This is a genomic window from Dictyobacter arantiisoli (assembly GCF_008326305.1).
Classification (GTDB): domain Bacteria; phylum Chloroflexota; class Ktedonobacteria; order Ktedonobacterales; family Ktedonobacteraceae; genus Dictyobacter; species Dictyobacter arantiisoli.
Genome location: NZ_BIXY01000015.1, coordinates 79999 through 95737, shown reverse-complemented (window position 1 = coordinate 95737; position 15739 = coordinate 79999). Strand labels below are relative to the sequence as shown.

Sequence of the window (15739 nt, the reverse complement as noted above, 5' to 3'; positions counted from 1 at the left end):
GTGCTCAAACATCTTTTTATTGTGTAGTGCAGGAAAAGTGCACAGCACTTTTCCTGCACTACACAATAAAAAGGGCGCAGGCGCGCACGCGCCTGCCAGCAGGTGAGCAGCAAGATCCCGCTGGTAGTGGGAGGCTGACACACTCTTAAGCATATTTCCTATCATCTGGTGAAGAAGCAGAGGGATTTTACCCGCCTGGGGGTATCACAATTGCTTATTTTGTTGCCATTAGAACATTCTGCTGGAGTTGGTAAACAGTACACGCGCAAGAAAAAGCCCCGTCCAGCATGGGAACGGGGCAACGTTTTCTATTTATGGTAGCCAGTCAATTCAACATAACCTTCCCCATTAAGCGCGTGTCCGCTACTTGCTCCATTGATACTCACGGCTCCCTCCCAGTAGATATTGCCAGTAGAATTTGCTACCACAAGCTCCTGGTTTTTCAATAAAGGCTTAATGGTCAGGGTGACCTGGAGTTGAGGATCATTGATGCTAATACGCCAGCCTGAAGGATAGGTGATCCCTGTCGTTAGACTGGTCCATTTATCCAGTACAGTGGCTTTGAGAGACCGCGCTGGCAATACATGAGCATTCCCGGCAGCATCGGTATAACCAATGTAGGTTGAAATGGTCTTGCCAGTAGTATCCCGAATAAAGTAGAGCATAATCTCTGTGTTATTATTTAACTGGATGCTGTACCAATCCCAACCACCACCACCAAGACTCAAAAAATTGCCCCATTGATGATCCATCCAGGCGGTACCGGTCACCTGTAAGGTTTGATTATGATCAACGAGCGTGCCACCTACCGCCATACGTGTGCGGGAATAATAGTAAGAATACCCACCCAATCCATAGGTGATCAAACCGGTGCCATTATGCAATGTGGGTTGCTTTAAAGCATTTAAATGGAAATTGATGGCATAATTTTGCATAGCAGCAATCAAATGATCCTTGCCATTCAAGCCTTGAATCGACCAATCATCTACCCTTTGATTAATACCCTGTGTTGCTTGTCCATTGGGAAGGGTCCCGCTATATTGTGTAATGATACGTTGATCATAGTGAAACTCGCCACGCGTAATATCACTGATCGCGAAATGCGCAGGATAAACAGGTGGTAGATTACTGCGTTGTGCCTGGAAAATCACCAGTTCAAATCCATAGGTATGCTGTTTGCCTGCTGCATCTGTAGCCTGCATATGCCCCGTATAGTACCACCATTCGGTCAGTTTATCGTGGGCTCCTTCATCCTGAGGAAAGCGGATCGGCGGTAGAGCAGGTTGTGTCTCATGCTGGCTGACCTGCGGCAAAGTAGCATTCGTCGTACTTAAACCAGGAAAAGCACACGCGGAGAGAAGAACAGTCAAGAGCAAGCAGAGACCAAATTCCCCATAGTGTTTTGTACGCAACCATATGCTCATAGCTTACCTCCTACCTGCATATCTGTCTCATTCGTAGCGGTTGTCATTGTTACGATGCCAACAGGCTCGCTATACTCTGCCAGCGCTGGCGGACGACGTTGAATCCCAATAAAAGGTAACCACCAGTTCCACGAGCCCAGTAAACGCATTGTCGCGGGCACCAGTAGCCCTCGGACCAGCGTTGCGTCAATTACTACAGCCAGGACCATACCGACGCCTACAGCCTTCACCAGGATCATATCAGCGGTTGCAAAGCAGGCGCTTACAACGATTACAATGACCGCTGCACTGGTAATGATACCGCCACTGCGCTGTAAACCGAGTGCCACAGCCTGCCGGTTATCCCCAGTCTGCCAGAAACCCTCCTGAATACGCGATAGCAGAAAGACTTCATAATCCATTGAGAGGCCAAAGATCGTGCAAAAGAGCAAAATAGGACTCGACGCTTCCACAAATCCCAGGGGAGTAAAGTTCAGCCATTGGTGCAGGAAACCATCCTGAAAAATCAGGACCAGGGCACCATAACTCGCCAGGATCGAAAGTGTGTTCATGACAATCGCTTTGAGGGGCAGAAGCAATGAACGGAAGAGCAAGAGTAATACGATATATGTGGTCAATGACACGATCAGGATCGCGAGCGGAAAATCACTATAGAGTGAACTAACATAATCGATATTCCCCGCTGTACCACCATCCACCAGTACCGAGATGCCATGCCCAGGATCGGTATTGCGAATGGTCTGGACCAGTACTTGCGATTGCGGATCAACCATCCCATACTTGCTGATCACTTCAATCAATAGCGTATTTCTTGACACAGAGGACTTCAAAAAAGCACTCAGATAGGGATCAGTGATCAGTTGTGGATGGGCATAGAGCAGTTGATATTGGGCCAATGAGAAACGAGGATCGGCACTGACAATGCTATCTACGCGCTCGACATGCGGATCAGCCTTGATACGTTTGACATAATAATAGAGATTCTGGATATTTTCAGGCGTCAGGACATTGCCTCTCGTTTGCGCGGCGATCAGAATAGGTGTGGTTTCGCGTTGATTAAAACGCTGGGTCAGCAGATCATAGGCCGAACGAGATGGCACATAGGCAGGCAGAATCGATGCATCGGGAGCCGAGAAGCGAACACTTAAGAAAGGAATCCCAAAACTAATCAATAAGATAAGCACCGGGAAAAAGACCCACAAAGGATAGCGCATAACGAAGTGAGAGAGCCGATACCAGAAACCATGATGTGGATCAATCTCTCCCTCTACCGCATGCGCGTTAAAGACAAAGCCATGTCGTCCTAAGCGTGGTATCCGTACCGGAAAGGCATTGACACGCAAGCCCAATAATCCCAAGAGGGCTGGTAACAATGTCAATGCCGCTGTCACAGCCAGAATCACCACCAGGATACCGCCCAGGCCCACCGAGTGCAGCATATTGATATGGAAAAAGGTCAAGCCAAATAAACCAATCGTGACGGTCAGGCCAGAAAAAGCAACGGCTCGCCCCGCCGTCGCAACCGTAATGGACACCGCCTCCTCAATATTTCTCCCCCTGGCGATCTCTTCGCGAAAACGGCTCACCATAAAGAGCGAGTAATCTACCCCCAGTCCCAGACCAAACAAGGTTGTGATATTGAGAACAAAGACTGAGAGCGGCGTCAGATGCCCCAAGCCAAAGATTAAAGCCAGTGAAACCACCACTGCAAAGCCGCCTACCAGCGCTGGTAGCACCGCAGCCACAACTGAACGAAACATAAATAACAATGCGATAATAGCAAAAGGGAAAGCTAGTATCTCAGCACGGCGCAGATCATTCTCGCTCACAACCTGAATATCATTATAAAAAACCGGGCCACCACCCACACTCACTTGAAGATCAGGAACCTTCTGCAAGCGCTTCTCAAAATCCGGAAGCAGTTTCGCCGCTGTATTCGCGTCCCCTTTCATTTGCAGATTGACATATGCCGCATGCCGATCTTCCGAAATCTGACGTGGATTATCAAGAAACGAAGCAACACCCGCAACTTCAGGCCAGGTGCGCAGATGAGTCAGCGCTTGCTGTACCTCCTGAGAAAATTGGGGATCGACGACAGAATAACGTTTACTGGTAAAAAGGATTTGTACAATATTATCGCTCACATGGAGCTTTTGCGTAAGAAGATCAATCGCCCGTTGCGATTCAGAATCAGGGCTTTCAAATCCTCCCGACTGGAGGACCTGTCCTGCGCGAGGGGCAAATGGAAGAGCAAGCACCGCGGCAAGTACCCACATCCCAATAATCAACCAGCGATGACGGGTGGCAAATTTGCCTAGACGGTAAAACATAGCAAAGCCTTTCTCTAACACAGTGAAAGAAATAGGGAACAAACTCCTGGCATCCAGTTGTATGACGATACTCCTCGATAGAAGGGGTAATGCTGCTTCAGTCTGCTCTCAGCAGCGTAGAACAGGCCGGGAGTACGGGTTGTGATATAATTATGACGCTATCCGATAATCATTACTCTTTCTGCTGTGAAAGAGATTCATCCCATTATAGTCAAAACATACAGCAAAAATGAGCAACCTGCAAAGCAGTGTTCCTGCTGCATCAGTAACTACCAAACAAGCCGTTTAGCGAGAGATCGGACAATCAAAACAGCAAGGCTTGCCTCAATACACGCGCATAGTGTCGTAGATTACGAAAAGCATAATATGCAGCAGTTTAACGTCCTTTCATTAGAAGGAGTTTTTCTATGGCGAAAACAGCCTCCACAAAAAAACAAACTGCCCCCCAGAGCAGCAACCACGTGCCAGTCAAAATCATCAGTGTCAACCGGCAGGCATATCATGATTATGAAGTAGAACGAACCGTCGAAGCGGGTATCTCATTGCTCGGAACTGAAATCAAATCGATTCGTGATGGACATGTCCAGTTGCGTGGCGCCTATGCGATGGCGCGTAAAGATGAAATCTGGCTGGAAAATGCTAATATCGCGACGTATGATCATGGCAACCGCAACAACCACGAACCCACACGCACACGCAAATTGCTCCTGCATCGCCGAGAAATTGATCAGTTACTAGCTCGTGTCGCCACCAAAGGTCTGACCCTGGTACCGCTCAAGCTCTATCTCAAAGGCGGGCGTGCCAAGATTGAGCTTGGACTCTGTCGTGGTAAAAAATTGTATGACAAACGTGAAGCTATTGCTAAACGCGATGTACAGCGCGATATGGAAAGAATTGTACGAGGAAGGTAAGTGGATTAATGTCTATTATTGGCGTGCATCACGCACAGATTACAATACCCATCGGGGCTGAAGAGCAAGGACGGCACTATTATTGCCACTTGCTCGGTCTCCCTGAAATTGAGAAGCCAGACTCACTTAAAGGACGCGGAGGCTTCTGGCTCCAGGTTGGGGATCGACAGGTCCATGTCGGCGTGGAGGATGGCTTTGAACGCACCAGTACCAAAGCCCATCTTGCCTATCATGTCACCGATATTGCTCTCTGGCAACAAAAATTGCAGGCACATGGCTTTCAGATGCTCACTGGTATACCTATTCCCGGCTATGCTCGTTTTGAAACGCGCGATCCTTTTGGGAATCGCCTGGAATTTATTCAATCTCTGGATCAGACAACGCTATAAGTTCAATCTGGACTATTTACCAAACAAAGATTTATCTTGATGAGTAGCACGCCACTTCCGATCCTTATAGACTGTCAATAATGCAATTGCCGCTCCAGCAACAATTAAAATAATTGCAATTAATAATAGCACCAGTAGCAGTAGTCTCATACTACTGGTGCTGGCTGCCAGCGCAGCACCTATCAGCATAAAAACCGTTACCGCGAATATCACAATAGTGTCCACTCCTCTCATACAAAACGCCAGAGCAGGGACTCTGGCGTTTGTCATAGCTACAACTCTATCTTTTTCATGCTTGCTTTCGACTCATCCAACAAGCGTACATTGGAGAGAAGAAACTTGCTCCACCGCTTGCATGCTGCCTGTACCTGAAACTTTTTCATAGATATCATACTGCGTGACGGTAGAGACAGCCAACCTTCGCTGTTCTGATAGTGTGTTTTTCCCATTAGCCAATGGTAAAGCAACATCCAGTGTAATCTGTTCAGCACTTGCACCAAGCGTCTGCAAAGCAAGTTGCGCTCTGGTAACATTCACGCGCAAAAATTGCCGTACCAGTTGATATCCCTCAAGTTGTATTGTATCACTCAACAAACGATTGTCGCTTCTGACAGCAATACGCAGCCGTGACGAAGCCTGTGTAGACAGTTGCCTGGCACGCTCTTCACCAAGCCGCACCAATAGCGTCTCAATGCCCCGATTCTGATATTTAGGATGGACATAGAGTGTCTGTATAAACGCCTGAAAGGCCGAATCAGGCTCCGGCCGAACATCAGCATAGCCAACTAATTCATCGGGCTTCGCCACAATCATCCAGGCGTCGGATGACAAACAAAAATAGTGCTGTTGCCAGGAAGCTTTCAGTGTCTCCTCCCCATTCTCTCCTGGCTTAAAGGCATCCTCATCGCATATATATATTAATCTAGCCACAGCCGCTGCATCCTGCAGCTTAGGTACGCGGGATGATAAAGTATGTAAACGTATGATCACCATACTGTATGCTCCATTTATTCATCACTGTGATCGTGTTGGTCACGGAACGGACCAATACGATCACAGGCGGGTGCCATGGAGACATGAGCCTGGCAGGTGGATATTTCCCCTGTCGCTACAACTCTAACGATTGGGTACTCAACTCCTTACCAGCTCGTAGCTCCTTCTCATAGTGCATTGTCTCTCGTACGACATGCATACCTGCACGTTCGTAGACGCGCGTTGCGCCAGTCAGACTTTTTCCATCAACATTCAAAAAGATGCGCTGTCGTCCGCGCCGATAAAACTCGCCAAAAGCGTACTGTAATAACACCTGCGCCAGACCTCTCCGCCGCCAGGAGCGCTTAATACCCAACGCATGAACCCAGGCCCCCGCCTCCTGCTCATCAGCGCAGAGGCCAATACCAACAATGTCGTCGCCAGCCAGAGCCAGGAACCATAGTGAGGCATCAAAAACATCGCTTCTCACAGCCCAATGTTTCCACTCTTCGTAAGGCTGTCGGACATAGCCCCAATGATCCTGGAAGATCTCCTGATCAGCCTCATAAACCGCATACAAACGCTCTGGGGTGTGATCATCAGCAAGGGTGCGCAACTCGATGCCCTCAGGCCATCGTGGCTCGACTGGCGCGCTTGTCAACTCGATCCCCATCCGCCAGAAAGGCCGGGAAGGTTGATAAGCATGCCGCTCAAACAAATGCTGCTTGCGCGTATTTTGCTTGTTCACTGGCGTATTTAACACAACCCGGAGATCAGGAACAGCCAATTGCACCTGTTCCTGTGCCCACTGCTCGGCTGCTTGCAACAGTAGCATGCCAATTCCCTGACCAAGATGATCAGGATGGACATCACCATTGACAAATAAGCGTGCATGCTCAATCTGCTCTACCACTTGAAAGGCAACTACCTGCCCTTCTGGAGACTCCACGACCCAACTTTCAGTTGCCAGAGTAAGATGAGGTGCCGATAAACGAGAGCGTACCTCTTCTTCAGTCGTTTCATGCACACCCGTAACGTTGAAGCGGCTAGCGTTGATCACTTCATAGATAGCCTGAAAATCATCCCAGGTCGGACGGCGCAATGTATATTTTTTCATAGGTATATTCTTTTGCTCTAATGACATATCCTTATCCATTTCAATATGAGAGGAGAAGGCTCTTCCTCGGCAGGACAGAGCCTTTCTCGATAACAGGCAGCCTTTAACCGTTGCGTTTCAACTTTCCTGTACGTTTGGCATATCTTTCTGCTATATGAAAGATATAAATACCAAGCGGTACGCTTAACAGGCCAATAATGATCAACGGCCAGGTGCTATTCCACACAATAGGAGACCAGATAGGAGCCCCATCGAGAATACCGGCGCGCAAGCCTGTCAAGACATAGGTAGCAGGCGAGAGTTGTGCCAATGGCTGCATCCAGGCGGGCATCACATGGATGTCATAGTAGACACCAGAAACCAGCAAGAGCAACGCACGCACGATATAAGACATCTGAGAGCCACGCTCGGTAAAGAGCAACGGGAGCACCGATGCCGCAATACCAAAGCCAATAAACGAGACACTGCCAATCAAGAGCATAAAGATGGCTGTGCCATAATTGGCCTTCCCTAAATCGAGATGAAAGAAGGATCCGACGACCAGCAATTGCAAGAAAGTAAACAGCAGACCATGCGCAATCGCATACCAGCAGCTACCCACCAGATGCGTAAAGCGTGAGATCGGAGCCATAAATGTATATTCAATCGTCCCTTCCCAGCGCTCCATGGTAATCAGATCAGTCACACCTTCAAAGGTCACACTGAGATATGACCAGACAGACGTGCCAATCAAGAGATACAAAATAAGGCGGTTTGTATCGATACCTTTGCCGCCCCAACTCTGAGCGCTTGCCCCTAGAAAGGTAATTGAGAGCGCATTCGCGACGTTATAGACCAGCCAGACAATTTCCCAGGCCCAGTAGCGCCTGGTTAAGTTCCAGTTGCGTTCAAAAAATGCGTAGCTGGCTCGTGCCTGATGGATCAGTGCAGACATTAACAGGCCTTTCTCTTTATTCTTCTTATTCTTCCTCTTCGCGTTGCGCTTCCAGCGCCTCGAAGGCTTTCTCCCAGCTTCCATAGCGTTGCACATCCTCTTCAGTAATCAGATGGGACGCCGTATAGTGCATAAAGACATCATTCATCGAGACGGGTTCACTCAATCCACGCAGGTCAGCCACGGCACGCTTAAGCGTCGCAGTATCACCAGAGACGACAATCCGTCCTTTATCGATAATCGCAACCCGATCACAGAGGGCATCAGCCTCATCCATATCGTGTGTCGTAATCAAGATGGTGGCATCATGAACATCCCGTAGCTCGTTCACAAAATGCTGCACATCAATTTTTGAGCGCGGGTCCAGGCCAGTCGTCGGCTCATCCAACAACAAAACGATAGGTGACGTGAGAAAGGCACGTGCGATTGCCACCTTCTGCTGCATACCGCGAGACATATCCTCAAGGGGTGCATCGATGCGCTCGGGCTTAATACCCAGGCGCGTCAGGATAGCTCGAATACGCCTGCGTGCATCTGCGCCGCTCATGTTATAGAGGCGTGCGGCATACAACAAATTTTCCATTGGCGACAACTTTTTAAAAAACGAAGCCTCCACGCTCACACGATTGATCAAACGCTGTACCGTAGCCTCATCCTTCACCACATCATAGCCAAAGATGCTGACGGAACCCTCATCAGGAATCAGCAATGTTGAAAGCATGCGGATCAGTGTGGATTTTCCAGAGCCATTGGCCCCCAGAATTCCCACAATCTCACGCCGCTTGACCGTCAGATCGATATGATCAACAGCCAGTACGTTCCGCTTACGCTCGTCCTCTACATTCCCTTTGTGTTGACGCAAACGACTCAATAAAGGACGTGATTTCTTAAAAACTTTTGTTGCCCCAGCAATGACAATGGCATCACTGGTTGGATCAATCGCAATCGTATTCAATAGTGGTGCTGGCACCAAATCAGGTATAGCCAAGAGAATTGCTCCTTCATCATAATCTGGTCTTTCGCAGGTACTTTTAGCTTAGACCAGATCATCGATAAACACATTGCTCATTAGTACAGCCGCATGGCTGTACCTGCTAACGAGAGTCCAGCATAGCTTACGGATAAGCATCCACGTTGTGACTCATCACATCTTCCTCTAACCAACTACTAAGGTATTGATAAAAAGGGCAATAAAAAACCGTGAGACTGGAAGCTTCGCTTCACCAGTGCCCACGGTCGAGGGGGTTTTAATGTTTTGACTCACCTGTAAATTATATCAGGTGGTCTTCCCCAGGAGATGGGCACACTGATGCCACTGGCCACAGGACGCAGTAAAGCGGTTCGGAAACCGTCGCTGCCACAGAAATTTTTTTCTAGCATGGCTGCTGGCATAGCATGAAACACGGAATCACGATAGCCTTGAGCGCCGCGTGTTACCGCAACGAAGAATGTGTGATTGTTTATCATGCTCGCCATCTCCTTTCATTAGATTTCGGTTCAAAAGATACTTTTAGTTGCGTACAATACTATAATGCATAGGGAGACTACACCTGCAATCTCCGCTCAATTCAAGTATACGGAATAGAGTTGTGAATTGTCAAGGGAATATCACAGCAATTTTACGATACCAGAACACATGCGTCTATTGATTCTTCTTCACATACGCTTTTAGCTGCCCTTGCTGGATAGCCTGAACAAGAGTGATATGACGCTGAATCGCCACTTCGGGATCATCGGTCTCATATTCACATACAGGCAAACGCACCAGCGTCAGATAGTGCCCCTGCAGTGGGAAGACAGCCGTCACGATAGTACGGCCCATATTTGTGTCTGTGAACGTCGCGACCACAAAATCTTTGCCATCCGGTGCGACGGCAACGTGACGAGCCAGATCAAGCGTCTGTAAACGTACAGGGGGAGCACCTGGAATAACAATATCAAATTTCTCAGGGATTACAAGGGGAATGAGCACCTGCTCTGAATTCACCAGTTCCATATTAGACATAAATTCCTCCTATCGAACAACAACCATAGAAATTGCAGCCTACAGTTTAGAGGACAGGAGGCCGCAAGCTATAGTGTACGAGAACGAAGACATTAGGTCAAGCAATGGGAGCCTTTTTTGTGTCGGCTCCCATGCGAAGTTCTACTGTTTTTTGCGCATGCGTTTCAACAGAACTATCATCCTATCAGGTATCCAACGCAAGAATACAGGATGTCTCAGCAGATATGCAAATAGATGCAAGCGTATCTGCCTCCATAACGCTGGCAACTCATGAATTTCGCCACTATGCTGTAGATAATCGCTGCTGTTGGGATCAGACCAGCGTTCGCGAACATACACATCGGCTAATTGTTCCAGAAGTTGTGCATCATCCCGCAAATACGTCACCGTAGAGGAAAGTTGCTGCACATATTCGTAGGGAGTTTGCGAGCTTTGACGTCTGATACCGGCCCAACCCGCTAGCAAAGAGACACGCCCATAAAGTTGAGTCGCCAGGCTATGGCTCTTGAATAAACGCTGCCACCACAGAAAAAAACTGCCAGAAGCCAGCAGTAACAATAGCAGCAGACAGGCTATTGTAATATTCAAGGGATTATAGAGGGATGCTGCCTGCTGTCTGTGGGTTGCTCCACTCCCACCAGTTTCGGGCTGATCAATATTGCGGTTCCTGGCCTTTTGCGCCTGCGCGGGAGTTATTCCACCTCCTGCGCCAGTAATCGACGAGCTACTCCCAATACTTTGATCAGGCAATGGACGCACAAAAGTCTTAAAGCTAGCCGAAGGCTCAAAATTCACCCAACCATAGCCTGCGAAATAAACCTGTGTCCAGGAGTGTGCATCCATTCCATGCACAATATATTGATCATTGGGACTATCATAGGTTCCAGGAGCATAACCAGCGACCTCACGCGCAGGAATACCCAGCGAACGAGCCATCAATGCCATCGCAGTTGAAAAGTAATTACAATACCCATTCTGTTGCTTATTGTCGAAGAGAAACCAGAGAATCGGATCTTCACCCAGAGGAGGATGAATGTCCGTGCTATAGCTATAATGGGTACGTAAATACGTTTCGAGAGCAACGGCCTTATCATACATCGTTGTCGCATGAGCCTGCGACACAATACTCCGGGTCAGGGCCGCGATCTGCTTATCAGTTTTCAGATATGTTGGCATTTGTGTGAAATCTTGTACGATGGAGGGCACGAAATATTCAATTGGTGCCTGTGCATCAGGAGAGTTAGTCAGTCTATAGCTGGGAGCATCTGCAGGCATGGGTATTGAACGCAGCATTGAAACATCCGCAGAGGAAACAGCGGAAACCGCTGTGTAGTGCGTATTCGGCTGCAAATTCTTTTCCCCTAACCAGGTAACAATACCCCCACTTCCATCCAGAATATTAGCCGCTACAGATACCTTCACGACATCCGACGCTCCCACCAGATATGGCTGCTGCTCCCCCGGAGGTGTCACAACAGTGATATCTTGCGTCACCGCATACGTCTTCTGATCATTCGTTGCTAACAATGTATTGGCACCGATATGATAATTTTGATTTGAGCCAGAAATGGACCAACCATGATCATATGTGTTATAGGACACAAGCGCCAAATATTGTGGTTGTGAAGCGTCAACTTTCACCTTGAAAACAACGGCATTATTGAGATGAGGATTTCCACCCAGTACCAGATTATCAGTAAAATTGCCAGGATTAGGAGCATTCTCACTAATGCCCGCATTACTACCTCGATCCAACGCATTCGCTAATAGTCCCAGAGGAGTCTGGGAGCTCCAGATTTGCGCCAGATGCATTTCTTCATAATCAGCAGGCAAGAGCGCGGACAGCAAGATAATACCCAGACTGATCACAATACCCGTCTGCATAAATCCCCAGCCTAAATCATCGGCATAATGCAATCCCTGTCCTTCCCAACGTTGAGTTGAGGTATACAGATTAAAACGAAGTAATAACAATAATGAAGCTGCTAAAAACAAGAAGAGGAAGAAGACATATGCCTGATTCAAACCGTTAAGACTGAGAACAAGCACAACCCCGTTCATAGCTACCAGCAACCAGGGCAAACACCAGCGATACAGTAACAAAGCACTAATATACGCTAATAGATATCCCAGAAGCAGAATAATCATAAAGTAGAGTGCTGGATCTTCATTGGTATGTCCGGTTACCAGCCAGATAAACCATAGCCCGATACCTTGCAACTCTCCGAGCAAGCTTCCACCATAGAAGGTTATGGATATTTGCCACACAATGAGCAACAGGCCAATGACAGCCGCCATGCTATACACCAACCAGGCTGCGAAAAAACGCTGTTTGACCGACCAGGTACCATACAGTATCCCTACCAGGGCCGTTAATGATAATGCGCCTGAATTATCAACCCAGTCATTCGCTTGAATACACCAGATACCGCAATAAACAATGAGCGCTAACAGAAAGAGGGAGAACCATCCTTCACGTTGATACAAAGACAAACTTACATCAGACCAGTTAAACGCTCGCCTGTCACCATTCTGCTCCGGATCATCGGAGAGAATTTTGGAGAGACGATCAATCGCCGCATTGCGCATGACGTTCACCTCTGTGTTGTAGAACGCACCTGAGAGCCAGTCTCTAAAATCTGAACAATCGAATCACCATGTTTAATACGTAACACTGGAATATTAGCGCCTTCCAGCAACGCGAATGTATCTTCTAACAGTGGCTGCCCTTCAAAAGAGGGAGCATCCAGAGCGATTACCACAATTTGAACGCCTCGCAACTGCAATTGACGTACACTTTCATGCCAGGATTGCGAATTTGACGCGGTAATCACAACTGCTACAGCATTGCGACCAAAATGAAAGGAATCCATCGCCAGGGCTTCACTCAGGCCATAACCAGAACCGGAGGTCACCACAGCTAATAATTCAAGCACACGCTCAATTTGTCGCTCACCACGATCTAAAGACAATAATTCTCGCTTATAACCATTCACAATCATTCCCAGCGAGAAATCCTGTTGCAAAAAATAGGCCGCCAGAGAAGCTGCAATCGTTACGCCATACTCCTCGGTAGAATGGGCTCCTTCGCCCGCCTGGGCCGAGGCTTGTAAGTCCAAGAAAAGCCAGACATCAATTGCGGGGTCCAGATCAAATTCTTTCACCATCAACTTATTGTAGTGAGCACTGGAGCGCCAATGGATACGACTGAGCGCATCACCAGTAACATATTCACGAATAGTCGTCGGTGTAGATGTCGTCTGAAGCGCGCGCATGGAACTCCTCCCTCGTCCAGGCAAGCCACCACTGAGCAAGCCAAAACGAGAGAGAGGATAGACACGCGGCAATACCACGATTTCTTGTGCTTGTGCGAGCGTAATCTGACGGCGAAAAAGCCCAAAGGGATCTCCACTGGTCGCCACAACTGGTCCCAGTTGGAAACAGCCTCGTTGTTGGCTGATGCTTTTGGCACGCCACATCGCCCGTTTCCAGCCTCCAATGCTCGCCACATAGCCAGCCCAATGCCCGGGCAAGGTTGAGCCATCGGCCACCTGTACCCAGAGCTTAGGGAACGAGCTCACATTATCTAAAATCAAGCGCTCATCAAATGTTTCGCCCACCTGTACACGTCCACTGGTAGCAGTTCGTCGAAACTGTAACTTGCGTAGACTCAGGCGGGTCCAGACCCAGGACAAAATAAACAGCACAAGTAACACATAGGTGAGTACATAGAACACTTTCCAACCATTACTCACCGCAAAGAAAGCCAGTACCATGATGAGCAAAAACACTTGCCAGGGACGCATAGACTTAGCGCCCCTTTCCCCCACCAACCCATGCATTCGGCACCGCAACCGTCTGTAGAATCTCATCCAGCAGGCTGGCGGAAGAGATAGAACGCACACGAGCTGCAGGTGTCACAATAATGCGATGAGCCAGCGTCGGTTTGACCAGAAGTTTCACATCGTCAGGAATGACATACCCTCGACCGCGCATCGCGGCCAGAGCCTGTGAAGCACGAAACAATGCCAACGAGCCGCGCGGACTTATTCCTAGATAAATCTGCGGATGGTTGCGGGTAGCATTTGCAATGGCAACAATATACTCAAGAATCGAAGGATCAACATGTATGCTACGCACTTGCTGCTGAATAATCACCAATTCCTCGGCGGTCATAATTTGTGCCAGATCGTCCAAAGGATGATGATGCTGATGGGTATTCAAGATATTTATTTCATCTTCCGCCTTCGGATAACCCAGTTTAATCGTCATCATAAAGCGATCCAGTTGCGCTTCAGGGAGGGGAAAGGTCCCTTCATATTCAATAGGATTCTGGGTTGCCATCACCATAAAAGGTTGCGGTAAATGATAGGTCGCCCCATCCACTGTGATTTGTCCCTCTTCCATAGCTTCAAGTAGGGCCGACTGCGTCTTCGGAGTCGCACGGTTCACCTCATCGGCCAGCACAATCTGTGCCATCAGAGGCCCGGGGCGAAACTCGAAGTTGCCCGATTTTTGACTGTAGATTGACACACCTGTTACATCGCTCGGCAAGAGGTCCGGGGTAAATTGAATACGTTTAAAAGAACACCCAATCGAGCGAGCTATCGCCTTGGTAAGGACGGTCTTTCCCACGCCCGGTACATCTTCAATGAGAATATGCCCATTACAAATCACAGCGATTAAACTAAATGCAACAGGTTCTGCTTTCCCCACAATTACCTGTTCCACATTGCCAACGACACGCTGTACTGCGGTGGCGAGGTCCTGTACAGACTGCATGTATTACTCCCTAAAGAAGTTCTATCGAGGCTCACACATCGACGTATATTCGAGTATAGTCCCAAAGACATAGAATATCTATGCTAAAAACACTCTCTCAGTAAAGGCACCCGGGATAGGGAAGCGTTCTTGAATACTATAACACCGTGCAGGCCTTCCTGAATAGTACGGCGCACTTTCTGTTTTTGTTGCACGACTTTATTCTATCCACTATCGAGTACTCTGTTACTCTTCATTTGAAGGGGTGCCGCCTGATGATCTTTGCCTTTTTATGCTGGTAGACGGTCAGCGAAATTGGAGGCTGTCACGGTGTGAAAAAGCAGGAGCGGCCACCTTTTCATTTTTGTACCATTTTCATTTGTAAAAAATCATGCGGCGGCAGGAATGGGAGAGAGACTGGGGCACAGCCTCAGGCCCCAGTCAAGGGGCTTGCTGCCCCTTGCATCCCCGCTTTTCAAATGAAGGGTAGCGCAGTACTAGCCCTATAATTAGATAGAACACACCAGTAGAGCGGATAATTGCTAGTACCACACAAAGGGGCTACCCTCATGAGCAAGTCTATGCTATTATGGAAGACATGAGCCAGAACAACCCGGACTTTCAAGGAGAACTCAATGCTGTGGTGGTCGGGCGCGTACAGGGAGTAGGCTTCCGCTATTTTGTTGTCCAACACGCACATATGCTGGGACTCCATGGATATGTCCGTAATGATAGCAATGGCGATGTTGAAGTGGTCGCTCAAGGGACACGATCCAAACTTGAACAGCTCCTGACGCTTTTACAACAAGGACCCCCGTCGGCGCAGGTACACGATGTACAGACAATATGGAGAGAGCCAACAGAACATGTCAGCGGCTTCCACATCCGCTGGTAGC

Annotated in this window: 15 protein-coding genes; 3 read left to right on the top strand and 12 right to left on the bottom strand. The window is 48.4% G+C overall.

Translation table 11 applies throughout. The features are described 5' to 3' along the window. Positions 1–308 precede the first annotated feature (308 nt). Together F1593_RS07275 and F1593_RS07270 are read right to left on the bottom strand one after the other, a co-directional pair. On the bottom strand, positions 309–1424 hold the full coding sequence (locus tag F1593_RS07275) for a lipocalin-like domain-containing protein (RefSeq protein ID WP_149400897.1): 1116 nt from the start codon (positions 1422–1424) through the stop codon (positions 309–311). Then, a complete protein-coding gene (locus tag F1593_RS07270) occupies positions 1421–3754 on the bottom strand; it encodes an MMPL family transporter (RefSeq protein WP_149400896.1) in 2334 nt (777 codons plus the stop codon). Before F1593_RS07270 ends, F1593_RS07275 begins: the two co-directional genes overlap by 4 nt. Before the next feature lie 407 nt (positions 3755–4161). On the opposite strand from F1593_RS07270, the gene smpB reads away from it, so the two are divergent. Together smpB and F1593_RS07260 are read left to right on the top strand one after the other, a co-directional pair. Then, positions 4162–4665, top strand: a complete 504-nt coding sequence (gene smpB / locus F1593_RS07265) for an SsrA-binding protein SmpB (RefSeq protein ID WP_149400895.1) — start codon at positions 4162–4164, stop codon at positions 4663–4665. Positions 4666–4673: 8 nt separating this feature from the next. Next, on the top strand, positions 4674–5054 hold the full coding sequence (locus F1593_RS07260; protein WP_149400894.1) for a VOC family protein: 381 nt from the start codon (positions 4674–4676) through the stop codon (positions 5052–5054). Positions 5055–5066: 12 nt separating this feature from the next. Here the strand turns inward: F1593_RS07260 and F1593_RS07255 are convergent, their stop codons facing one another. From F1593_RS07255 to F1593_RS07210, 10 genes are all read right to left on the bottom strand, one after another. Then, positions 5067–5324 carry a hypothetical protein gene (locus tag F1593_RS07255; protein ID WP_149400893.1) on the bottom strand — a complete coding sequence of 86 codons (258 nt, stop codon included), beginning with the start codon at positions 5322–5324 and terminating at the stop codon, positions 5067–5069. Positions 5325–5360: 36 nt separating this feature from the next. After that, the gene (locus tag F1593_RS07250) at positions 5361–5984 is read right to left on the bottom strand and encodes a GNAT family N-acetyltransferase (RefSeq protein ID WP_172631935.1); all 624 of its coding nucleotides are present in this window, start codon (positions 5982–5984) and stop codon (positions 5361–5363) included. Positions 5985–6162: 178 nt separating this feature from the next. Beyond that, the gene (locus F1593_RS07245; protein WP_172631934.1) at positions 6163–7143 is read right to left on the bottom strand and encodes a GNAT family N-acetyltransferase; all 981 of its coding nucleotides are present in this window, start codon (positions 7141–7143) and stop codon (positions 6163–6165) included. Positions 7144–7246: 103 nt separating this feature from the next. After that, on the bottom strand, positions 7247–8077 hold the full coding sequence (locus tag F1593_RS07240) for an ABC transporter permease (RefSeq protein ID WP_149400890.1): 831 nt from the start codon (positions 8075–8077) through the stop codon (positions 7247–7249). Between the two features lie 25 nt (positions 8078–8102). Next, the gene (locus tag F1593_RS07235) at positions 8103–9059 is read right to left on the bottom strand and encodes an ABC transporter ATP-binding protein (RefSeq protein ID WP_216368804.1); all 957 of its coding nucleotides are present in this window, start codon (positions 9057–9059) and stop codon (positions 8103–8105) included. Positions 9060–9337: 278 nt separating this feature from the next. Continuing rightward, positions 9338–9544 carry a hypothetical protein gene (locus F1593_RS07230; protein ID WP_149400889.1) on the bottom strand — a complete coding sequence of 69 codons (207 nt, stop codon included), beginning with the start codon at positions 9542–9544 and terminating at the stop codon, positions 9338–9340. 175 nt (positions 9545–9719) lie between these two features. Beyond that, positions 9720–10082: a hypothetical protein gene (locus F1593_RS07225; RefSeq protein ID WP_149400888.1), complete on the bottom strand. Its 363-nt coding sequence runs from the start codon at positions 10080–10082 to the stop codon at positions 9720–9722. Between the two features lie 141 nt (positions 10083–10223). Continuing rightward, positions 10224–12671 carry a DUF4129 domain-containing transglutaminase family protein gene (locus F1593_RS07220; protein WP_149400887.1) on the bottom strand — a complete coding sequence of 816 codons (2448 nt, stop codon included), beginning with the start codon at positions 12669–12671 and terminating at the stop codon, positions 10224–10226. 5 nt (positions 12672–12676) lie between these two features. Beyond that, the gene (locus tag F1593_RS07215) at positions 12677–13888 is read right to left on the bottom strand and encodes a DUF58 domain-containing protein (RefSeq protein WP_172631933.1); all 1212 of its coding nucleotides are present in this window, start codon (positions 13886–13888) and stop codon (positions 12677–12679) included. 4 nt (positions 13889–13892) lie between these two features. Next, positions 13893–14864: an AAA family ATPase gene (locus F1593_RS07210; protein WP_149400885.1), complete on the bottom strand. Its 972-nt coding sequence runs from the start codon at positions 14862–14864 to the stop codon at positions 13893–13895. A gap of 577 nt (positions 14865–15441) precedes the next feature. Between F1593_RS07210 and F1593_RS07205 the strand changes: the two genes are divergently transcribed. After that, a complete protein-coding gene (locus F1593_RS07205) occupies positions 15442–15738 on the top strand; it encodes an acylphosphatase (protein ID WP_149400884.1) in 297 nt (98 codons plus the stop codon). Position 15739 lies beyond the last annotated feature (1 nt).

Bases quoted from the DNA above. Each gene is read 5' to 3' on its own strand.
- F1593_RS07275 (WP_149400897.1), bottom strand. From the start codon at position 1,424: ATGAGCATATGGTTGCGTACAAAACACTATGGGGAATTTGGTCTCTGC.
- F1593_RS07270 (WP_149400896.1), bottom strand. From the start codon at position 3,754: ATGTTTTACCGTCTAGGCAAATTTGCCACCCGTCATCGCTGGTTGATT.
- smpB (WP_149400895.1), top strand. From the start codon at position 4,162: ATGGCGAAAACAGCCTCCACAAAAAAACAAACTGCCCCCCAGAGCAGC.
- F1593_RS07260 (WP_149400894.1), top strand. From the start codon at position 4,674: ATGTCTATTATTGGCGTGCATCACGCACAGATTACAATACCCATCGGG.
- F1593_RS07255 (WP_149400893.1), bottom strand. From the start codon at position 5,324: ATGACAAACGCCAGAGTCCCTGCTCTGGCGTTTTGTATGAGAGGAGTG.
- F1593_RS07245 (WP_172631934.1), bottom strand. From the start codon at position 7,143: ATGAAAAAATATACATTGCGCCGTCCGACCTGGGATGATTTTCAGGCT.
- F1593_RS07240 (WP_149400890.1), bottom strand. From the start codon at position 8,077: ATGTCTGCACTGATCCATCAGGCACGAGCCAGCTACGCATTTTTTGAA.
- F1593_RS07230 (WP_149400889.1), bottom strand. From the start codon at position 9,544: ATGATAAACAATCACACATTCTTCGTTGCGGTAACACGCGGCGCTCAA.
- F1593_RS07225 (WP_149400888.1), bottom strand. From the start codon at position 10,082: ATGTCTAATATGGAACTGGTGAATTCAGAGCAGGTGCTCATTCCCCTT.
- F1593_RS07220 (WP_149400887.1), bottom strand. From the start codon at position 12,671: ATGCGCAATGCGGCGATTGATCGTCTCTCCAAAATTCTCTCCGATGAT.
- F1593_RS07215 (WP_172631933.1), bottom strand. From the start codon at position 13,888: ATGCGTCCCTGGCAAGTGTTTTTGCTCATCATGGTACTGGCTTTCTTT.
- F1593_RS07210 (WP_149400885.1), bottom strand. From the start codon at position 14,864: ATGCAGTCTGTACAGGACCTCGCCACCGCAGTACAGCGTGTCGTTGGC.
- F1593_RS07205 (WP_149400884.1), top strand. From the start codon at position 15,442: ATGAGCCAGAACAACCCGGACTTTCAAGGAGAACTCAATGCTGTGGTG.